This window comes from Adhaeribacter radiodurans, from assembly GCF_014075995.1.
GTDB lineage: Bacteria > Bacteroidota > Bacteroidia > Cytophagales > Hymenobacteraceae > Adhaeribacter > Adhaeribacter radiodurans.
The window spans coordinates 3935393-3956435 of record NZ_CP055153.1 but is presented as its reverse complement, the minus strand read 5'-3'; the positions used below and the strand labels follow the sequence as shown (position 1 = coordinate 3956435).

Annotated in this window: 16 protein-coding genes and 1 riboswitch; of the genes, 10 read left to right on the top strand and 6 right to left on the bottom strand. The window is 40.1% G+C overall.

What is annotated here, in order from left to right; translation table 11 throughout:
- The first annotated feature begins 59 nt into the window (after positions 1-59).
- The gene (locus tag HUW48_RS15980; RefSeq protein ID WP_182411905.1) at positions 60-935 is read left to right on the top strand and encodes an aldose 1-epimerase family protein; all 876 of its coding nucleotides are present in this window, start codon (positions 60-62) and stop codon (positions 933-935) included.
- A 261-nt stretch (positions 936-1196) separates the two neighbouring features.
- Here the strand turns inward: HUW48_RS15980 and HUW48_RS15975 are convergent, their stop codons facing one another.
- Positions 1197-1451 carry a hypothetical protein gene (locus tag HUW48_RS15975; protein ID WP_182411904.1) on the bottom strand — a complete coding sequence of 85 codons (255 nt, stop codon included), beginning with the start codon at positions 1449-1451 and terminating at the stop codon, positions 1197-1199.
- A 195-nt stretch (positions 1452-1646) separates the two neighbouring features.
- Positions 1647-1744, top strand: a riboswitch (TPP riboswitch).
- Between the two features lie 57 nt (positions 1745-1801).
- On the opposite strand from HUW48_RS15975, the gene HUW48_RS15970 reads away from it, so the two are divergent.
- From HUW48_RS15970 to queG, 5 genes are all read left to right on the top strand, one after another.
- Positions 1802-4213 (top strand): TonB-dependent receptor, encoded by a 2412-nt coding sequence (locus HUW48_RS15970; RefSeq protein ID WP_182411903.1) that lies wholly within the window; start codon positions 1802-1804, stop codon positions 4211-4213.
- Between the two features lie 454 nt (positions 4214-4667).
- Positions 4668-5825: an acyl-CoA dehydrogenase family protein gene (locus HUW48_RS15965; protein WP_182411902.1), complete on the top strand. Its 1158-nt coding sequence runs from the start codon at positions 4668-4670 to the stop codon at positions 5823-5825.
- A gap of 161 nt (positions 5826-5986) precedes the next feature.
- Positions 5987-6382, top strand: a complete 396-nt coding sequence (locus tag HUW48_RS15960; RefSeq protein WP_182411901.1) for a RidA family protein — start codon at positions 5987-5989, stop codon at positions 6380-6382.
- A gap of 219 nt (positions 6383-6601) precedes the next feature.
- Entirely contained in the window at positions 6602-7642 is a 1041-nt protein-coding gene (ruvB, locus tag HUW48_RS15955) for a Holliday junction branch migration DNA helicase RuvB (protein ID WP_182411900.1), read from the top strand.
- A 246-nt stretch (positions 7643-7888) separates the two neighbouring features.
- Complete coding sequence (gene queG, locus HUW48_RS15950) at positions 7889-8824, top strand: tRNA epoxyqueuosine(34) reductase QueG (RefSeq protein WP_182411899.1); 936 nt, start codon at positions 7889-7891, stop codon at positions 8822-8824.
- Between the two features lie 4 nt (positions 8825-8828).
- On the opposite strand, the gene HUW48_RS15945 is transcribed toward queG, so the two are convergent.
- The 3 genes from HUW48_RS15945 to HUW48_RS15935 all read right to left on the bottom strand — a co-directional run bounded on the left by HUW48_RS15945 (position 8829) and on the right by HUW48_RS15935 (position 10890).
- Positions 8829-9017 carry a hypothetical protein gene (locus HUW48_RS15945; RefSeq protein ID WP_182411898.1) on the bottom strand — a complete coding sequence of 63 codons (189 nt, stop codon included), beginning with the start codon at positions 9015-9017 and terminating at the stop codon, positions 8829-8831.
- A gap of 271 nt (positions 9018-9288) precedes the next feature.
- A complete protein-coding gene (locus tag HUW48_RS15940) occupies positions 9289-10119 on the bottom strand; it encodes a ferritin-like domain-containing protein (protein ID WP_182411897.1) in 831 nt (276 codons plus the stop codon).
- A gap of 21 nt (positions 10120-10140) precedes the next feature.
- Entirely contained in the window at positions 10141-10890 is a 750-nt protein-coding gene (locus HUW48_RS15935) for a ferritin-like domain-containing protein (RefSeq protein ID WP_182411896.1), read from the bottom strand.
- A gap of 365 nt (positions 10891-11255) precedes the next feature.
- Here HUW48_RS15935 and HUW48_RS15930 point away from each other — a divergent pair, with 365 nt between their 5' ends.
- The 3 genes from HUW48_RS15930 (at position 11256) to HUW48_RS15920 (ending at position 15052) form a co-directional block, all read left to right on the top strand.
- The gene (locus HUW48_RS15930; protein ID WP_182411895.1) at positions 11256-12626 is read left to right on the top strand and encodes a BatD family protein; all 1371 of its coding nucleotides are present in this window, start codon (positions 11256-11258) and stop codon (positions 12624-12626) included.
- Positions 12627-13706, top strand: a complete 1080-nt coding sequence (aroC, locus tag HUW48_RS15925; RefSeq protein WP_182411894.1) for a chorismate synthase — start codon at positions 12627-12629, stop codon at positions 13704-13706.
- Positions 13707-13909: 203 nt separating this feature from the next.
- Positions 13910-15052 (top strand): hypothetical protein, encoded by a 1143-nt coding sequence (locus tag HUW48_RS15920; protein WP_182411893.1) that lies wholly within the window; start codon positions 13910-13912, stop codon positions 15050-15052.
- Between the two features lie 495 nt (positions 15053-15547).
- Here the strand turns inward: HUW48_RS15920 and HUW48_RS15915 are convergent, their stop codons facing one another.
- Entirely contained in the window at positions 15548-16924 is a 1377-nt protein-coding gene (locus tag HUW48_RS15915) for a sodium:proton antiporter (RefSeq protein ID WP_182411892.1), read from the bottom strand.
- A 231-nt stretch (positions 16925-17155) separates the two neighbouring features.
- On the opposite strand from HUW48_RS15915, the gene HUW48_RS15910 reads away from it, so the two are divergent.
- Positions 17156-17773 carry a NifU family protein gene (locus HUW48_RS15910; protein WP_182411891.1) on the top strand — a complete coding sequence of 206 codons (618 nt, stop codon included), beginning with the start codon at positions 17156-17158 and terminating at the stop codon, positions 17771-17773.
- Between the two features lie 103 nt (positions 17774-17876).
- Here the strand turns inward: HUW48_RS15910 and secDF are convergent, their stop codons facing one another.
- Positions 17877-20924, bottom strand: a complete 3048-nt coding sequence (gene secDF / locus HUW48_RS15905) for a protein translocase subunit SecDF (RefSeq protein WP_182411890.1) — start codon at positions 20922-20924, stop codon at positions 17877-17879.
- Between the last annotated feature and the right edge of the window lie 119 nt (positions 20925-21043).

Sequence of the window (21043 nt, the reverse complement as noted above, 5' to 3'; positions counted from 1 at the left end):
GGGAATTTAAATTTATGGCTTAGAACGTAAAGCTTATAATCTGAAACTTACCTACTCTCATGCATACTCTTCAAAACAATACTTACCAAATTAGCGTGCAGGAGCACGGCGCAGAACTGTGTAGTTTTAAAAATACCCAAACAAACCTAGAGTACATCTGGCAGGCAGATCCGGCGATTTGGGCGCGGCATGCTCCGGTTTTGTTTCCTATGGTGGGTAAGCTCAAAAATAACCAGTACACTTACCAGGGTAAGTCTTATACTTTACCACAACATGGTTTTGCCCGCGACCAATCTTTTACATTAGAAAGTAAAACCGAAAATTCATTAACATTTCGACTGAACCAGTCCGAAGTTACCTTGGCGAACTATCCCTTCGATTTTGGGCTTTTTATAAGCTATCGTTTAGCAGAAAATGCCTTAACCATAAGTTACCGGGTGGAAAACCCCAGAAAAGATAGTTTGTATTTTTCTCTGGGAGCGCATCCAGGTTTTAATTGTCCCTTATTACCTGATGAAAAATTTTCGGATTACTATCTGAAATTCGAGCAACCGGAAACTTTAGAAAGGTATTTATTGAATAATGGTTTGCAGAACGGCCAAACGGAACCAGTGCCTCTCGAAAATGACAATCAATTGCCGCTTACTTATAAATTATTTACGGAGAAAGATGCGATAGTTTTAAAGAACCTGCGTTCCGAAAAAATTAGTCTGCGAAGCAAAAATCATGATCACGGTTTGGATTTTACTTTTAAAGGTTACCCGTATTTAGGCATTTGGACGAAAGGCCAGGATGCCCCGTTTATTTGCCTCGAACCCTGGCACGGCATTGCCGATAGCATAAACAGTTCCGGCGAGCTTACCGAGAAAGAAGGTATAATAACCTTACCGCCAAATGAAGTGTTTACCTGTGAGTATATTATAGCTGTGAAGTAATAAGCTTCAGGAAAATGAACCTGGAATAATTTCGAATATAAGCGCAATGCTTAAACAATGGTATTGAGAGCCGGATGAGAAGTTTAAAAATGCTTTCGAATAAGTATTTTTACAATTTTAATTTTGTTAAACTTCTATAAAATGGAAATCTAAATAATCAAGAATTTCAAAATTGATTAATTTAAAAAATAAAAAAGGCTTTTGCTCTGATTAGTAAGTATCAGGGCAAAAGCCTTTTTTGCAGACCGGTTAAACTACTTCTTAGGAATATATTAGTACACCATCTTCGCGCACAAAAATGCGGGGAGCAGGTTTATTATAATCCGGTTCAAAATCATTTACAGGAAGAGAAATTCCCGGGGGTAAGTCTAGATCCGGTAAATCTAGTCCAATTGGCTCGCCACCATCATCATCGCTGCCTTCAGAAGAAGGTCTATTGTATTTCCGGCGGGGCATTACAATAAAATACGCCAGTATAGTAAGCACCGCAAAGGTATAAAGTAGTGAAATTAACATAGCATTTAGTCACTATTAAAGGTTAAGCTGCATTTAATAAGGCCATTATGATTGTAACGTAATACCTAATAAGAGGTTTTTTTATTCAGGCCTGATTCTGCAACATTTTTTGTGCTCAAAATCAGGATAACAATATAATAAATAAAAAGTAAATAAGATATAATATTTGTAATAAAAAAAATTGCGGTTAATTTTGACGCAGTTTAGGGGTGCCTTAATAAATCGGGCTGAGATCATACCCATTGAACCTGATCCGGGTAATGCCGGCGAAGGGAAACACGGTTATTCTTTTGTTGCTTATTTTTTATCGGGCATTCCTGCTTGGTTTTTAATTAATCTATTTCAGCAGGATGAAACACGTACTTTTACTTTGGGTCTTTTTGGTAGGGCCTTTTTATTCTTTTGCTCAATATACAGTGAGTGGTCGGGTAGTGGATGCGCTTTCTCAGAAGCCTTTAATAGGGGCCACCGTTCAAATAAACCGAACCGGCACTACTACCAATGAACAAGGTTTTTACCAGTTATCTGCTATTCCAGCGGGTAAACAAACTTTAGCCGTATCCTATTTGGGTTATGAAACGGGTACTATTACGTTAAAAGTACAGCAAGATATTACGCAAAATGTAACGTTAAACCCCACCAGTTTACGAGCGAACGAAGTGGTAATTACCGCTACTCGGGCTAACGACAAAACAGGTACAACTTTTACCAACGTAGATAAAAAACAAATCTCTGAACGTAACTTCGGTCAGGATTTAACTTATTTGTTAGAACAAACCCCATCAGTAGTAGTTAATTCCGACGCGGGAGCAGGGGTAGGTTATACAGGTATTCGTATTCGTGGTTCGGATATTACCCGCATTAACGTAACCGTAAATGGTATTCCGGTCAACGACGCCGAATCGCACGGAGCCTTTTTCGTGAACATGCCCGATTTAGCTTCTTCGGTGCAGGACATACAAGTACAGCGGGGAGTAGGAACTTCTACTAACGGGGCGGGGGCTTTTGGGGCAAGTTTAAACATGCGCACCATTGGCTTAACCCCCGAACCCTACGCCGAAGTTACTAATACATTTGGTTCGTTTAACACCTGGCGACATTCGGTTTCCTTTGGGACCGGGTTAATGCATAATAAATTTACTATTGATGGACGTCTATCTAAAATTTCTTCGGATGGCTACATCGATCGGGCTTTCTCTAAACTGAAATCGTATTATTTTGCGGCGGGTTACACGGGTAAAACCGGTATGCTGAAGTTTGTTACTTTTTCGGGGCAGGAGCAAACCTACCAGGCCTGGAACGGGGTGCCCGAAGATTCACTTAAAACAAATCGTACTTATAATTCTTTAACCTACAACAACGAGACGGATAATTATCAGCAAGATCATTACCAATTGCATTATTCTAAAACTTTTGGGTCTTTATTTGATTTTGGAGGCGCCTTCCATTTAACCCGGGGCAAAGGCTATTACGAACAATATAAAAATGATCAAAGTTTGGCCAATTATAACTTGCCACCCGTTATACTCGGCGATACTACCATTTCCCGGACTGATTTAATCCGCCGCAAATGGCTCGATAATTATTTTTACGGAGCTACTTACGCGCTTAACTACCATGCTGCCCAAGGATTATTTAAGGCAACTTTAGGTGGCTCCTGGAACCGCTACGATGGCGATCATTACGGCGAAGTAATTTGGGCACGTTTTGCTTCTAACAGTGAAATCCGGCAGCGTTATTACCAGGGCGAAGCTCTAAAAACCGATTTTACGGTTTACGGCAAAGTAAATTACCAGGCAACCGATCAATTAAGTTTGTTCGGGGATGTCCAATCCCGAATTATTCATTACGAATTAGCCGGTACCGACGACAACCAGCGGGATGTAACTCAGCAAGCAAATTTCACTTTTTTAAATCCTAAAGCCGGTATAACTTACGCTTTTACGCCCAATCAAACAGTGTATGCTTCTTACGCCGTAGGTAATCGCGAGCCAGTCCGGAGCGATTTTGTGGACCGCAAAGGGAGTGAGCAACCTAAAGCCGAAACCATGTATAACCTGGAAGCAGGTTACCGCTTACGGGAAAACCAAACCTACGCCAATGGCAGGCAAGTGCGCTACAGTTTAGATGCGAATTATTATTACATGGATTATTATAACCAATTAGTATTAACCGGTCAGTTAAACGACGTGGGATCGCCGTTGCGTACCAATATTAAACGGAGTTACCGTACAGGTGTAGAGTTAGCCGGTTTAGTTAACTGGAACGATAAGGTTGAGTTTAGCAGTACGGTTACGCTTAGCCGGAATAAAATTAAAAATTACCTCGAAACAGTTTATGTATACGATGCCGATTATAACGTAGAAAATACTGTAGAAAATACTTATGCTGAGACCGATATTTCTTTCTCGCCTAATTTTATTTCGGCGCATAAATTAGAAATTCAGCCTGTTAAAGGTTTACGAGCAGCCCTACTGTACAAAACTGTAAGCAAACAGTATTTAGATAATACATCCAATGATTTACGCCAAATAAAAGGTTACCAGGTAGCCGATGTGCGCTTGCGTTATACCATTCAACCTAAGTTTATGAAAGAACTGGTATTAGGTTTACTCATTAACAATATTTTAAATAAAAAGTATGAGGCAAATGGGTATACGTTCAGTGAGCAATACTCCGGCGACCCTACCCGCTACGATTACAACTATTATTATCCGCAGGCTACCCGTAATTTTTTATTGTCGGTAGGGGTTAAATTTTAGATCGCGGATTTACGCGGATTCTTTTTATGAATTAAAGTTATTAAGATTCTCTGCCAGGAACAGAATGGACTACATTGTATATAAGTAGGCAATTTTTGAGAAATTCAATAAAAAAGCTTCTTCGGAGGCTTTTTTATTTTTAGCAAGGTTAAGATAGCAACTTAGTGGGAAGACCGGTAATTATTTATAATAGAATGGATGGAGATTCTGCCAAGAAGTGGTAACTTATCAGGCACACAACAATTCTGAGAAAGCTAGGTTATAATACCATAGGTTAAAGAAGTATCTTCCTAAAAAGTATATAATTGCTTACTAATTGAGTATAACTTTATTAAAATAGAACATTAGCTATCTTTCAAGAATATCCACATAGGTCGAATTTTTAATCTATTTAATTTTACATTTTAAAATCTGCGTAATCCTATTAATCCGCTTAAATCCGCGATCCTTAATTATGACCGATTATTTTCAAATTTCTGACCTGCTAACCGAAGAGCATAAGCTGATTCAGCAAACCATGCGTGATTTTGTGCGGCGGGAGATTTCACCATACATAGAAAAGTGGGCACAGGATGCGTATTTCCCAATAAAAATTGTCCGAAAATTTGGCGAAGTAGGTGCTTTTGGTCCTACCATTCCAACGGAATACGGTGGCGGTGGGCTAGATTATATTTCATATGGCCTTATAATGCAAGAAATTGAACGTGGCGATTCAGGAATGCGGTCTACTGCCTCGGTGCAAGGGTCATTGGTTATGTTTCCTATTTATCAATATGGTTCGGAAGAGCAGCGGCGTAAGTATTTACCAAAATTGGCGAGTGGCGAATGGTTGGGTTGTTTCGGTTTAACGGAACCCGATTATGGTTCCAATCCGGGGGGTATGCTCACTTCTCTCAAAGAAAAGGACGACTATTTTGTTTTGAACGGCTCTAAACTGTGGATTTCTAACTCTCCCGCTTGCCAGGTAGCCGTAGTCTGGGCCAAAAACGAAGAAGGCCGGATTAAAGGGGTTATTGTAGAACGGGGAATGCAAGGCTTTTCTACGCCCGAAATTCATAATAAATGGAGCTTACGCGCGAGTACAACCGGCGAACTGGTTTTTGAAAACGTAAAAATTCCAAAGGAAAATATTCTGCCTAACATTGAAGGTTTAAAAGGACCTTTAAGCTGTCTTGATTCCGCCCGATACGGCATTTCCTGGGGAGCTATTGGAGCCGCTATTGACTGTTATGAATCGGCCTTAAATTATGCCAAGCAGCGGATTCAGTTCGATAAACCCATTGCTTCGTTCCAGCTAGTGCAGAAGAAACTGGCCGAAATGCTCACCGAAATTACTAAAGCCCAACTAATGGCCTGGCGACTAGGCACTTTAAAAAACGAAGGTAAAGCAACTACCCAGCAAATATCCATGGCCAAGCGCAACAGCGTAGAGATGGCTTTACAGGTGGCCCGTGAAGCCCGACAAATTCACGGTGGAATGGGGATTACCGGCGAATACCCGATTATGCGCCACATGATGAACCTGGAATCGGTAATTACTTACGAAGGCACCCACGACATTCATTTGCTTATTACGGGTGCCGATATTACGGGTATTCCGGCGTTTAAGTAAACAAGACCCAAGTAGCAGGATCTAAGTAGCAAGACTAAAAATAAATAAAACAAGCCTAGCATTAGCGAAAGTCTTAGCCAAGGAAGACTTGTGCTTCATAGACATTTGGAAGTTTAGTCTCCTGACTTCAGGAATAAAAGCAACTATTATCTAAGTTAATCATGCAAACTAAAAATCGTCAAAATATTTCTTCGGGTGCTATTTGGGAAGATGTAATAGGGTATTCGCGAGCCGTGCGCATTGGCAATGTAGTAGAGGTAGCTGGTACCACAGCCGTTGACGGTGATGTGGTAATTGGCCCAGGTGATGCCTACGAGCAAACCAAATTCATTTTGTCTAAAATTGAAAAAGCCTTGCAGGAAGCTGGAGCAAGTATGGCCGATGTCGTCCGGACCCGGATGTTTGTAACAAATATTGCTAATTGGGAAGACATTGGCCGCGCCCACGGAGAGTATTTTAGTACTGTTAAACCAGTTACCTCTATGCTGGAAGTAAAAGCGCTCATTCAGCCGGAATTATTAATAGAAATTGAAGCAACCGCAATTCTGTCAACCTAAAATAAGAATCAATATAACTAGCTTGCAAATTTAGTAATTTAGAAGTTTTAAAGAAAAATGCAAGTAAAACAATTGGAATTTGCTAAATATTTTGGGAATCTTAAGGATTAATATAAAAAAGTTAGTTTTTTGGTTTAATTTTCCAGCCATAAAGGAGCGATTTACGGGTTTAAAGTGTTAACTTTAAGATATAAAACCGGAACTTTCGACTACTCATATATGCGTGAAGAATATTTAACCGGCGGTGACGATCATATGTCGCAGGCCGAAAAAGAAATAGACAAAGCCCTCCGGCCGTTAAGTTTTCGGGACTTTACTGGTCAGGATAAGATTGTCGAAAATTTAAAAATATTTGTGCTGGCTGCCCGTCGGCGGGGCGAAGCATTAGATCACGTGCTCCTGCACGGACCTCCAGGTTTAGGTAAAACTACGTTGTCGCATATTATTGCTTCCGAGCTGGATGCCAATATAAAAATGACCTCCGGCCCGGTACTGGATAAACCCAGCGATTTAGCCGGATTGTTAACGAACCTCGAGCGCAACGATGTTTTATTTATTGACGAAATTCATCGCCTCAATCCCATCGTGGAAGAGTATTTATACTCGGCCATGGAAGATTATAAAATTGATATTATGTTGGATTCGGGTCCAAATGCCCGAACCGTGCAAATCAGTTTAAATCCATTTACTTTAATTGGCGCTACTACTCGTTCGGGTTTACTTACTTCCCCATTACGGGCGCGGTTTGGCATTAATTCCCGCTTAGAGTACTACGACTCTGCTTTACTAACCAGCATTGTAAAACGGTCGGCAGATATTTTGGGATCGCCTATTCACGAAGATGCGGCTTTCGAGATTGCCCGCCGGAGCCGGGGTACCCCCCGGATTGCCAATAATTTATTACGCCGTACCCGCGATTTTGCCCAGATTAAAGGTGATGGTACCATTACCGTAGAAATTGCCCGATTTGCGCTAAATGCTTTGGATGTAGATCATAACGGTTTGGACGAAATGGACAACCGGATTTTAAACACCATTATTGATAAGTTTAAGGGTGGTCCGGTAGGTTTATCCACTATTGCTACAGCCTGCGGCGAAGAATCCGAAACCATTGAAGAAGTATACGAACCGTTTTTAATTCAGGAAGGATATATTAAGCGTACTGCTCGTGGTCGCGAAGCTACGGAGTTGGCTTATATTCACTTAGGTAAAATTCCACCGCGGCAAGTGGGTACTTTATTTGATTCGCCTTTATCTTGAGTTTAGAATTTGTTTAGTTTTTTGGGAAAAAGCAGGCTTAATGCCTGCTTTTTAATTCATGAAGATTTACTAAATTTCTATACTCAGCAATATGGGTACTTTAAGCATTTCCAAGTGCTTTAAGTAAAAAAATCTTCTTTAGTGTTAGATTAAGCCATTTACCTATTAGGTTCAGCGATTAAAATTAGTTGTTGATTAGGACTTAATTCTATATATTTTTGTTACAGTGCCAAATCAAACTCTATTTTGTTATTAACTCAACATTATACGCAATTAGTAAAGCAAAAAGCCTTAGAGCTAGGCTTTATGTATTGCGGCATATCAAAGGCCGAATTCCTCGAAGAAGAAGCACCTCGTTTGGAAAATTGGCTAAACCGTCAGATGCACGGCCAAATGCATTATATGGAGAACCATTTCGATAAACGCCTGGACCCACGTTTATTAGTAGACGGCGCTAAATCAGTAGTTTCTTTGCTGCTGAACTATTACCCGGAAGAACAGCAACCTGCAGATACCTTCCAAATTTCGAAATATGCCTACGGGCAAGATTACCATTTTGTCATTAAAGATAAACTTAAAACGTTGCTGACCTACCTGCAGGAAAATATTGGAGAGGTAGGCGGTCGGGCCTTCGTAGACTCGGCTCCGGTTTTGGATAAAGCCTGGGCCAAAAAAAGCGGTTTAGGTTGGGTAGGGAAAAACAGCAACTTAATTACTCCCCAAGTAGGTAGCTTTTACTTTATTGCCGAATTAATTTTAGATGTAGAATTAGACTACGATGGTCCAATAAAAGATTATTGCGGCACCTGCACCAAATGCCTGGATGCTTGCCCTACCAATGCTATTATAGAGCCTTACGTGGTGGATGGGAGTAAATGCATTTCGTATTTTACCATTGAATTAAAAGACCAGATACCCGATACTGTAAATGGAAAGTTTGGTAACTGGATATTTGGCTGTGACATTTGCCAGGATGTTTGCCCCTGGAACCGTTTTGCGCGGCCAAACCAAGAGTCTGCCTTTCAACCGCATCCGGACTTAAAAAACTTATCAAAAAAAGAGTGGCAGGAAATTACCGAAGAAGTATTTAGAGAAGTGTTTCGTAAGTCGGCCGTTAAACGAACGGGTTATAACGGCCTCATACGTAATATTAAATTTGTTACACAAAATAAAGAAGACTAAGTTACTAAGAAGCTTTCGTGAAAACCCGGTTAATTATGCTGTGGTAAATTCCGGAGAATCGCGCATAGCACCATTGCCGTAGTTGTTCTAATTCTTCCTGAGCGAGCATTTTCAGAGCTTTACGAAGCTCTTTTTCAAATAATCGGACATCAAAACTTACTTTAACAAGAATAGTTTTAACATACTCTAACATTTTTTTGGTGTTTAAAATCTGAATTTTTTATTTAACAATCCTTCAAAATAAAGGCTTACTTTGATGTATTTAATATACGCAATTGACTTAGGTATGTTGAAGATATTTTAAAGAATTATTATATTTATACTAAACATCATTATACTTAAGTAGTTAGGGACTGTTTTATTAAATAATATTCAAAAACCAGATTTTAAATTTATTAAGTACCTTAAATAAAAAAGGATGGGTAACCCATCCTTTTTTATTTACTTATATAGAGAAATTTGAATTATTTTAAAAATGGAGTAACAATGGTAGTTACCTGTTCGGTGGTTAAAGGCTCGTCAAAGGCTTCGGAAGCGGCAGCATCGCTAATGGTTATGCCACCAAAAGTTCCGGTTATTTTCACTGTTGCTTGGGTAGTTACATCTTCCCCGTCGTAAACAGGCTGGATTAAGGCGGGTAAACCACCGCGATCTTTTCCGGTAATCCAAGGTTTCTGATCGGCCGGCATGGTGGCCATGTCACGGCGCATTCGCCGAATGTGGGCCGCATGGCGGGCTTCAACCGAATGGATTTGAAGCGCAGCTTGCAATACGTCGTTGTTACTCATTAAGAAAGCCGCCTGTCCTTTATAGGCCCGTACTCCGGTATCTTCAAAAGCTTGAGCTACGGCTAGCATAGTACCATAATCAGTAAAGGTTTTGCCACCCAAAGCGCCACCGGCATCAAAATCAAAGGTATCAGCAGAATAATTAGGAGCATCGGCTCCTAGGGCAGTTTTTAAGAAGGCTACGTGGGCTATTTCGTGGTCCCGGATTGTTTCAAATGCTTTTTTACCGGCTGGAGTGGCAAAAATATCTTTAGCCGCGGCTTGTTTGTAAAACTCAGCTTCTAAATTTTCTAATAAAAACGCAAATTTAAGTACATCGGTAACCGACCGATTGGTTTGCCCATAAGCTTTATTCAGCATGGAACTAAAAGCCAATGGTACCGCGGCAACAGCTAACTTTTTGCCAAATCCGGCAAAGTGTTTAAAAATTGCCCGACGAGAATCCAAGCGGTCGTAAACTTCCGGATCTACTTTTTCAATTTGGGTAAGCAGGTTAGGTATATTCATGGTTTGTGGTCTCCTTTAAAATTAAGATGTAGGTAACTTACTAAAGTCAATCGTTTCTTTTACAAAGCTTTTGGCTGCGCCCAATACTGTTGCCGGATCGGCCACTAGGTCAAATCCTTTATCATTATTAGCGGTATCGGAGAAAGTGCCATTTTCGATTAAATCCCGAATTTCAGCGGCATGACGAGCTTCTACCGACACTATTTTACCGGCTAATACCAGAAAATCGGGAGTTGTAAGAAGTTTACCCGCTCCATTGTAAGCAGATACACCTAAATCTTCGAATGTTTTTGCCGCATTCAAAACCGAAGTACGGTCGTTGAAATTAATAGAAGAAAAATTTGGGGTTAAGCCTGGAATTATAGCAGCCGGAGCCGCGGCCGTTAAAGCTGCTTTAAAAAATTCGCGGTGCGCAATCTCGTGGTCACGAATATCGGTTAAAATTTGCGTTTCCAGAGCCGTCATACCAGCGTACTTAGTAGTAATTACTTGAGTATAGAAAGCGGCTTCTAGTTGTTCCAAGGCATACGCATAATTTAAAATGCCTACATCTCCGGAGCCAAGACTAACAGCATCCGTTCCGGTTGTGGGAGGCGTATACACCACTCCATTAAACTTACCATCATCGTCGTCGTTACAACCAGATAGTAACAGGGTGGTAAACGCAGCCCCAGCACCGGCGAATTTAAAAAAGCTTTTCCGGTTTATGGGTTTGTTAACCGATTCCAGTAACCCATAACCGCTTTCATTCGGTTTCAATAGTTTCGTCATAATAGGTAATTAAATTAATTGTGAAACATAAAATCTGTGATGGGTAAAGATGAGTTAGAAAGGATTATCGGCACCTTACCAAATTGCACAGTTAACCGACCTACGAAATGTCTGCTGATTTTGGATTTCAACTTTTCTAAAATAGAGTATATATTTTATTACAAACCGGGGGAATTCTTATTTACCTCAAAAGAAAAGTTACTTTATGCGCTATAAACCTTATTTATTTTGGCGTGGGAGACATACTTTTATTTTGGCAGAATAAAATCTAACTTTCCTTCGTTTTCCGGCGAGTTAGGGTTTGTTAGAATTAAATCTTGTTTGTGCTTAAAAAAATTGCCTTATTTCTTGGCTTTATAATGTGTATGCTGCCTGGCTATAGCCAGCAGATCAGCATTGAGTTTGGCTCGACCAGAATACCAATTGAAACGTATTTTACTATTTCCATTCGCCTGAAAGGAGCTACCCTAAAAGAAGCTTCCATTTTCCCGGAAATTGAAGGTTTTCAGAAAAGCAGCCGGTTTTCCAAAAAAACAACTTTAAAATCGGGTAATAACCTGCTGGAGGAAATACATACACAAAATTACGCGGCCTTAAACGAAGGTACTTTTGTTATAAAACCGTTTACAATGGTGGTTAATGGTATTCCGGTAAAAAGTCCTGGTACCAGGGTTCAAGTAGGACCTATTACAGAAGACGAAAATGCTTTAGAAACTACAGCGGAAGTGCCACCCGAAGTAAAAAATTCAACGATTAAAACGCCACAATCTTTTCTGAACTTAGAAACAAGTAAAAAACAAGTTTATATGGGCGAAGGCTTACATGTAGCCTTATACTTTTATTTACTTCCCTCAGAAAATGGGCAATTAGAATTTTATAATTTTTTGCAGCAATTACCTCCTTTATTTAAGCAAATGAAGCAACCAAATGTTTGGGAAGAAGCTTTTGAGCAAACAGAAATTTTACCTGATTCGGTGCAAGTAAGCAAAGTGCCTTACCTAAGGTATAAATTATATGAAGCGGTTTACTATCCTTTAAATACCCAAAATTTAATTTTTCCGGCTTTATCTTTAAAAATGGTAAAGTACACCACAGCGGAAGATGCTACTTTTGCAAACGAAAAGCGTCAATCGGAAATAAAAGAATTTACCACCGAACCGGAAAGTATTCAGGTGAAACCATTGCCGGCTCATCCATTACGCGAGTCCGTTCCCGTAGGCCTTTACCGCCTCGACGAAACCATAGATCGCTCGCTTATTTCTTTAAACCAGGCGGTAAATTATTCTTTTGCCGTAATCGGAGAAGGTAATATTGCCGGTTTACCCAATCCTACGTTGCAGAATCAAGCTGCCTTGGAAATATATCCGCCTCAGATAAAAGAGAACCTGCTCCGGCAAAGAGAGCGTATTTCCGGCTCTAAACGGTTTTTGTACTCCATTGTTCCCAAAGCTCCCGGTACTTTTCCGCTTAGCCGTTTATTGCAATTTGTGTATTTCGACCCGGTACGAGAACAGTACGATACGCTTACCTCTAAATTAACCCTTAAAGTGAGTGGTAAGATTAATAAAGATGCCGCCATAGAAACCGGCATTACCGGCGACTTCTACAAACTCATCGAAACGGAAGACAATGCGCTCGTGAGCATGCATAAATTCGAAAAACTTAAATTGTATACCAACCTGATTGTATTACTTTTGCTGATAATATCAGTTTACATTTTTTTGAGAAATAGATAAATGAGTAACTCGTACGGCAAAATTTTCCGGATAACTACTTTTGGCGAATCACACGGGCAATCTGTAGGAGTAGTGGTAGATGGCTGTCCGGCCGGTCTGGAAATTACACGGGAAGAAATTCAATTAGAGCTAGACCGGCGGCGTCCGGGGCAATCTAATATTACTACCCAACGTAAAGAAGAAGATGAAATTATTATCCTTTCTGGATTATACGAAAATACAACAACCGGCACCCCTATTGCCTTAATGGTGAATAATAAAAATCAGGCTGGTAAAGATTATTCTCACTTAGAACACGCTTTTCGGCCTTCGCACGCCGACTATACCTATACCGCAAAGTACGGTTTGCGCGATCACCGGGGAGGCGGGCGATCTTCGGCCCGTGAAACTTTGGCCCGGGTAGCGGCGGGTGCCATTGCGAATAAATATCTAAAACAGCAAGGTATTCAAATTGCCTCTTATGTTTCTTCGGTGGGGCCTATTGCTTTAACGGAGTCGTACGAACAGTTAGATTTAACCCAAATCGACAGTAATAAAATTCGGTGTCCGCAACCCCTGGTAGCCGAAGAAATGATTCGCCTGGTAGAAGAAACCCGTAAAAACCGCGATACGATAGGAGGGGTGATTACTTGTGTGATTAAGGGAGTACCGGTAGGTTTAGGAGAGCCCGCTTTTGATAAATTGCACGCTGAGCTAGGTAAAGCCATGCTGAGTATAAATGCAGTAAAAGGATTTGAATACGGCAGTGGGTTTGCCGGAACTGTTCTTTACGGTTCGGAGCATAACGACGAGTTTTACACCGATTCGAATGGTCGGGTACAAACGCGTACCAATCACTCCGGTGGTATACAGGGCGGTATTTCTAACGGACAAGATATTTACTTCCGGGTAGCTTTTAAACCAGTGGCTACTATTCTGCAACCCCAAACCAGTATTAACGATCAGGGCGAAAGCATTACCTTGGAGGGCAAAGGGCGCCACGATCCTTGCGTATTACCACGGGCTGTACCAATTGTAGATGCCATGACTGCTTTGGTGCTGATAGATTTCCTGTTACGCCAGCGAACCGTTCGGGTGTAAATAGATTTTTAAATTTCCTATTTAGAGAATATTTGTTTAAAACACGAAAGCCGCTTTTAAGATAGAGCGGCTTTCGTGTTTTCTGGTGTGTTGCATTTAAGTTGGCATGCTTTTTTATTCTGTTATCTTACATTCTACTTCGTCGGAGCGCCACAGAGCAGGTATTTGTATACGAGGTTAATCATAATAATGCAATTCTAAAGATGGACAAATTTGTACTTACTAAATTCAAAAAATTATTATTGTATGGCATACTGCTGATTAGCTGTGCTTGCTCCAGCGGAAAGCAATCTTTCGAAAAAGGCGATTATGACCGGGCCGTTTATCAGGCAGTAAACCGGTTGCAAAAAGATCCTAAAAACAAAAAGGCTTTAACCACTTTGCAGCAAGCGTATCGCTACGCCCGCGAAGATCATCAGAATCGAATTAAAGACGCCATTCATTCAAGCGAGGTATTTCACTGGGAAAAAGTTATCCAGGAATACGAAAGTATGAACAGTTTGATTGAATCCATTCGGGGATGCCCCTCTTGCCGGCAGGTTATTGGAGCTGAAGACAAATACCAGGAGCAATTAGAAACAGCTAAGCAAAAAGCCACCGAAGTACGTTATGCCCTTGGAATTAAATTGTTAAACGAAAATAATCGGGTAAGTGCCAAAGAAGCCTATCAACATTTTGAGCGCGCCGACCTGTTTATTCCGGATTATAAAGATGTCCGGCAAAAATTAAACAGCACTTACTTAGCCGCCCTGTTAAAAGTAGTAGTAGAGCCAGTTGAAATAGAAAAGGGAATCTACAAGCTGAGTAACGAATATTTTCAAAATAAAATTTTTGAATACCTGCAACATTACGAGGAGAAAAGCTTCATAAAGTTCTACACGCCGCAGGAAGCCCGGGCAAAGTCTTTTGTTCCGGATCAGGTGCTAACTCTCTCTTTCGATGATTTTGTAGTTGGGCAAACTTATTTAAAAGAAAAAGAACAAGAGGTAACCCGGGATAGCGTTAAAACCGGAACTGTTGAAGGTAAAGATGTGTACGGCACCGTAAAAGCCAAATACATTACTTTCGAGAAAACAATTTCTTCAAGCGGTTTGCTTGATTTTAGAGTAATGGATTGGAAAACAAAAAATGTTATTACACAAGAAAAGATGCCCGGTACTTTTGTTTGGCGCGACGAATGGGCTTCTTATAAAGGTGATGAAAGAGCCTTAAGCAAAGATCAAAAAAAGAAAGCTAATCGCCGGGAAAGTCCAAAGCCAGCTCCGCATTTTCTTTTTGTGGAATTTACTAAACCCATTTACAACCAACTTACCAGTAAAATTGAAAGCTTTTATCGTAAATATTAATTGCTAGTACAGTAGTAGAAAGCTAACAGTAAATTAACTAAAGGTTGTATTGATAAAAGTTACTGTTACAACTTTGAATGTAAATATTTGCCTTTATTAACGTGAGTTCGAGATAAGAAACACACGCATAAAAAGTAAGTTAATCTTCTTTGATTCTTCCAGAATGACAGGAATAGACGGGAAACTCTACAGTTTTATCCTTTTGGCTATTACAGATATGTTTTTTTGTTATGAAATGCTTATATCGAGCCCACGTTTTATTAGATTTTATTAGTAGAAATAATTACAAGTAAGAAAAGGGATGGAGTGGATATAGCTGTTCTTCTAAAGGTAACCATTGTACATCGTAGCTAAACCGATTCCTCCGTTAGAGTAGTATAATTTAACTTATTTTGTCTATATGTTTATGTTTAAATAAATATAATAATCGGATGTAATCCAATTGTATATACAGCAAGCTTTTAACCTGAAGCCGAACTACTTACTCCTTTAGGTTTAATAAATTACTATTAGCCAAATTAAAAATAAAACAGGTAAGAGGAAGGGGATGGAGAAAGAAGTAATATATTTAAAAAAAGAAGGCATTTTTACGCCGGCTTCTTCGGCAATGGCTTTTACCATAAAATTAGGTCCATTACCAATATAAGAAAAGGCCCCGAACAATACTGAAGCCACCGCAATAGCTTCCAACAAATGATACGTTTCCGGAGCATGAGCCAAGCCATAAGCAAAATCGTGCACCTGGGTTACGCTGCTATAGCTCAAGCTGTATTTGGCCATAGATAAAGATAAAAAATTAGCGTAGGTTGGAGCATTATCCAGAAAACCAGAAAGTATACCGGCGCTCCAGTAAACCGTATTCGGATTTAGTAATTTTGCAAACTGCGGCAATGCTGCTACGTAGGCTGCTAATTGCAAAGCAGGCATCATGGTAAAGAAAATGCCAAAAAAAAGGAAAACTACTTCTAATATTGGAGCAAAGGTAAAATGATTACCATTTAAAGCAGTTTTACTGGCATAACGGTAGCAAAAAAATGCGGCCGTTAACTGAATAATTTCCCGGATAAATGAAAACTTAAACTCATGAAAGGGAATATGCGGCAAACCGGAAATAACGTTCGGATCGAGAAAAATAGCGCCAATAATAATAGCTAACCATATTAAGTTTCGTTTGCCGGTAAAGAAAAACTCTGTTTTCTCATCAATCTTTTTTAATACTTCTTCTTTAGGTTTATAATTCAGCCGTTGGTCGCGGCTGTCCAAATAAAAGAAAATAGCGGATAGTCCTAAAATGCCAAGAAGCCAGGGTAAGAACAAATGCTGAAGCGTCCAGAAAAATGGTACACCTTTCAAAAAACCAATAAATAGCGGTGGATCACCCAACGGAGTTAATAAACCTCCCGCGTTACTAACAATAAAAATAAAAAATATAATGTGAAAGGTTCGGATTTGGTTAATGTTTAACCGGATGTAAGGACGAATTAGCAATAAAGAAGCGCCGGTGGTACCAATAACGTTGGCTAGTATAGCCCCAATAATTAAGATAAGTACATTTATAAATGGCGTTGCCCGGGCATTTACGTTAATGTAAATACCACCAGCTGCAATGTATAAGGAGCTGAGTAAGATAGCAAAAGAAGCATAATCCGCTAAAGTTTCGGCTGGTAAGTGGGTATCGTGCAAAAAAAGTAAATAATACAACAGAACTAACAAACCCAGACTTACGGCAATAAAGCGGTAGTATTTATGCCAAAAATGTTCAAAGAAGACTGGCCCGCAGGCAATTAGAATTAACAAAGTTAAAAACGGGATTGCCGAGAAAGGTGGTACGGGTGGGAAGACGTTGGTTAATAAAAGCAGGTAATCGGGCATAAATTCTATTTAAATGTCAGTAGGTAACCGGTACATAATTCATAATTATTCCGGCTAAGGTAAAAGCTTTTAAACATTAGGCCAATAATCCTGGTTTTTATTTACCAGCCGTACTAATTACTTTGTTTCGGAATATACCTTTGCCAATTTGCGGATCATACATAAAACTCATTACTTTTGAAACTTTAATATTTATTACTAAGTTTTTACCTTATTAAGGAAGCAACAACCATGATAGAAAATAAAGAAAAATCCGTTTCGGTATACGCAGAAGCCAACCCGAATCCGGAATCAATGAAATTCGTGCTGAGCACTATCTTACTACCCGAAGGAGTAAGTGTAGATTACCCCAACGTAGAAGCAGCATCTAATTCGCCTTTTGCCCAGGAGCTATTTAATTTTGAGTACGTATCGCGGGTGTTTATTGCCAGTAACTTTGTTACTGTTACCAAAAATTCCAACGACCAATGGGTACAATTAATCCCCGAATTACGCATGTTTATTAAATCGTACGTAGAAGCGGGTGGACCTATATTCTTGGAAGATCCGGTGGCCGAGCAATCCCAGGCTGTTACCGATATTACCGGTGAACTAAGCGGCGATGATGCTGTTATCTCGCACAAAGTTATTGACTTATTGGAGAACTATGTACGCCCAGCCGTTGAGCAGGATGGTGGTAATATTACTTTTAAATCGTACAAAGACGGAGTAGTAACCGTAAATTTACAAGGTTCTTGCAGTGGCTGTCCTTCTGCTACCATTACCTTAAAGGCGGGCATCGAGAATTTACTAAAGCGCATGGTGCCTGAGGTAACCGAAGTTGTAGCCGAAGGCGTTACGGATTATTGATAGTACTTTCTCTGAAATAAATTTTTTAAATTTTACTTTTCAGCAAAACAAAAAGCCCGGTCAATTTGACCGGGCTTTTTGTTTTGCTGAAAAACTATATCGTTTACGAACGAACTTTGCCAGTAGTAGCTAATTTAGGTGTAACAGTGGCAGAAGCAGTTGATTTATCATCATCAATGGTGTCCATCAGAATTGGGGTTGCAATGTACAAGGTAGAATATGTACCAGAAATTACCCCAACTAACATAGCGTAAGAGAAGCCACGAAGGGTTTCGCCACCGAATATGAACAAAATTAATACAACGAATAATACCGTTAAAGACGTAATAATGGTACGACTAAGGGTATCGTTTAGAGCCGGGTTGATTACATCTCTAATTTTACTCTTCGGATGATTGGTTAAATGTTCCCGGATACGGTCGTAAATTACCACGGTATCGTTAATGGAGAAACCGATAATGGTTAAAATGGAAGCAATAAATACCTGATCCATTTCGTAGTTCAGTCCAAAAATACGACCGATCGCAAAGAAAGCGGTTACCATTAAAGCATCGTGAATCAAGGCTACTACCCCGCCTAAGCTATATTGCCATTTCCGGAAACGTATCATTACGTAAAGGAAGATACCGGCAAAAGAGAGTAATACCGAAACAACAGCCGTTTTCTGTATGTCATCGGCCATAGTTGCGCCCACTTTAGAAGAACTTAAAATTTTAGGGCTTTCGGCACTATATTGCTTTAAACCAGCCTGTAAAGCTGCTTGAACCGTTTCGTCGGCCTGGGTAGATTCATCTTCGGCCAAATAACTGGTCGTTATTTTTAAACGGTTAGATGCGCCATACGTTTTTACATCAGTACCAGAACTTTTAAATTCATCTAAAACTGCAGTTCTAACTTCCGAAGCAGGCACCGCTTTATTAAAATTAACGATGTAAGAACGACCACCTTTAAAATCAACCCCTAAATTTGGTCCGCCTTGTACGTACATCATAATAAAACCGAACAAGATTAAAGCAGTTGAGCCAATGTAAGCTGCTTTGCGGTACTTAATGAAATTGAAGTTAAAGTTCTTGAACAGATTCTTTGAGAACACTGTGGAGAAGCTCATATTGTTTACGTTCTTGCCACGAGTCATATATTCTAAGATTAAACGCGACACGTAAACAGCGGTAAAGAACGAAGTAGCAATACCTAACATTAAGGTAATAGCAAAACCTTTTACCGGACCTGAACCGAAGAAGTACAAAATAATACCGGCTAATAAAGTAGTAACGTTAGAGTCAAAGATAGAACTGAAAGCCCGATCGTATCCTTTATGGATGGCATCTTTAATATTTACGCCCAGTGCGAGTTCTTCCCGGATACGTTCAAAAATAAGTACGTTCGCATCCACAGACATACCCATGGTTAAAACCATACCGGCAATACCGGGCAAGGTAAGCGCCGCATTAAACTGCGCTAAGATTCCAATAATAAAGAAAATGTTAAAGAATAAAGCTAAGTCCGCAATAACACCACCTTTGCTGTAATAGAAAATCATAAAGATTACCACAACGCCCATGGCAGCCAGAGAAGAAAGTAAACCTTGGTTGATTGCTTCCTGACCCAATGACGGACCTACAATGGCTTCTTCCACGATTCGGGTAGGGGCCGGCATTTTACCAGCCTTTAAAATATTTGCTAAATCCTGGGCTTCTTCTACGGTAAAGTTACCGGAAATAGAAGAGTTACCATTTGGAATTTCACCTTGTACTACCGGAGCAGAATACACGTAATTATCGAGCACAATGGCTACCTGGCGACCAATGGTAGAAGCAGTTAAACGCTGCCATTTTTTAGCGCCGGCCACATTCATCGCCATATTTACCTCTGGGCGACCTTGCTGATCAAAATCCTGACGGGCATCGCTGATAGCATCTCCGCTTACCGGAGCTTTACCATCCCGGCCTTTTTTAATGGCATAGAACTCCAGGAATTCTTGTTTATCCTGTCCGACAATAGGTTTAACTGCCCATAAGAACTTCATGTTAGATGGGAAAATGGCTTGTACTTCCGGCCGGCGGAATAGGGCATTTACTTTAGCAGTATCCCGTACGTTAGTACCTAAACCACCTGGCAAGGCAGTAAATAATTTTGCCAACTGGCTACTTTGGTTCGCAGATAAAGAATCTGTTGCAGTTGAATCAGTTTTGGCCGAAGCTACTGTGCTGGCTTTTGTAGAGTCGGTGGCAGAATCAGTTACGGGTTTGCCGGTTAAAGGATCAATAGTTGGTTGAGCTGCGGCTTTAGATAAAACATCGTCGTTGCTGGTTTTAGCAGGAGTAGTTTTCGGAGATTTGCCGGCTGCTAATTTAGCACTAGCTTCTTGCTTGGCTAATACCGCATTAAGCTGCGCAAAGTAAGGGCTAAACTCTTCTGCTTTCCATACTTCCCAGAATTCCAGATTGGCCGTACCTTGTAATAATTTACGTACCCGGGTAGCATCCGTAACACCAGGTAATTCAATCTGAATTTGATCTGTACTTTTTAAGCGTTGAATGTTCGGTTGGTTTACCCCAAATTTATCAATCCGGGTTTGTAAAATGTTAAAAGACCGATCAATGGCACCGTTTACTTCCGTATCAATAGCAGCAATTACTTGCTCGTTGGTAGAGTTGTAATTAATACGGCCTTTATTAGCTGTATTAGAGAAGATAGAAGCTAAACGCCCGGTAGGGTTTATTTCGCGATAAGCCTGGGCAAATAAAGTAGTAAATTTTGACTGGCTGTTAGCTTGGCGCTGATGAGCTACCTGTAAAGCTTTCAAAAAGTTTGGGTCTTTGCTGTTGCCCGCCATAGACTTAATAATTTCTACCGGCGAAACTTCCATAGTAACGTGCATTCCGCCTTTTAAATCAAGCCCTAAGCTTAATTCGCTGTTTTGAATCTCTTCGTAGGTGTAATTAATACCTAAAAAGCTAAATACTGGTTCTTTCCGAACCGAATCCAGATAAGCAAATTTCTTGTTAGTGTTTACGTTGCCTCTGGCATCTGTGGCATACGCTTCTGCTTGGCGCTGCACCCGTTTAGATACAAAGGTAAACGATAGGTAATACGCGCAAAGGGCGGTAACCACTATCGTTAATAACAATATTCCGGTTTTGTTACGCATTGGTAATTAGTAAAATTTATGATTAATATTTTAAATGGATGAATAAAAAATAACTACTTCGTTCTGACTTAATTATTTTATATTTTAAACCTGTAAGTAGATTTTGGGAATTGGCTTTA

Excerpts from the sequence above, each read along its gene's own strand:
- HUW48_RS15915 (WP_182411892.1), bottom strand. The coding sequence starts at position 16,924 with ATGCCCGATTACCTGCTTTTATTAACCAACGTCTTCCCACCCGTACCA.
- HUW48_RS15910 (WP_182411891.1), top strand. The coding sequence starts at position 17,156 with ATGATAGAAAATAAAGAAAAATCCGTTTCGGTATACGCAGAAGCCAAC.
- HUW48_RS15975 (WP_182411904.1), bottom strand. The coding sequence starts at position 1,451 with ATGTTAATTTCACTACTTTATACCTTTGCGGTGCTTACTATACTGGCG.
- HUW48_RS15965 (WP_182411902.1), top strand. The coding sequence starts at position 4,668 with ATGACCGATTATTTTCAAATTTCTGACCTGCTAACCGAAGAGCATAAG.
- HUW48_RS15930 (WP_182411895.1), top strand. The coding sequence starts at position 11,256 with ATGCTGCCTGGCTATAGCCAGCAGATCAGCATTGAGTTTGGCTCGACC.
- HUW48_RS15935 (WP_182411896.1), bottom strand. The coding sequence starts at position 10,890 with ATGACGAAACTATTGAAACCGAATGAAAGCGGTTATGGGTTACTGGAA.
- aroC (WP_182411894.1), top strand. The coding sequence starts at position 12,627 with ATGAGTAACTCGTACGGCAAAATTTTCCGGATAACTACTTTTGGCGAA.
- HUW48_RS15970 (WP_182411903.1), top strand. The coding sequence starts at position 1,802 with ATGAAACACGTACTTTTACTTTGGGTCTTTTTGGTAGGGCCTTTTTAT.
- HUW48_RS15940 (WP_182411897.1), bottom strand. The coding sequence starts at position 10,119 with ATGAATATACCTAACCTGCTTACCCAAATTGAAAAAGTAGATCCGGAA.
- HUW48_RS15980 (WP_182411905.1), top strand. The coding sequence starts at position 60 with ATGCATACTCTTCAAAACAATACTTACCAAATTAGCGTGCAGGAGCAC.
- HUW48_RS15920 (WP_182411893.1), top strand. The coding sequence starts at position 13,910 with ATGGACAAATTTGTACTTACTAAATTCAAAAAATTATTATTGTATGGC.
- HUW48_RS15945 (WP_182411898.1), bottom strand. The coding sequence starts at position 9,017 with ATGTTAGAGTATGTTAAAACTATTCTTGTTAAAGTAAGTTTTGATGTC.
- HUW48_RS15960 (WP_182411901.1), top strand. The coding sequence starts at position 5,987 with ATGCAAACTAAAAATCGTCAAAATATTTCTTCGGGTGCTATTTGGGAA.
- secDF (WP_182411890.1), bottom strand. The coding sequence starts at position 20,924 with ATGCGTAACAAAACCGGAATATTGTTATTAACGATAGTGGTTACCGCC.
- ruvB (WP_182411900.1), top strand. The coding sequence starts at position 6,602 with ATGCGTGAAGAATATTTAACCGGCGGTGACGATCATATGTCGCAGGCC.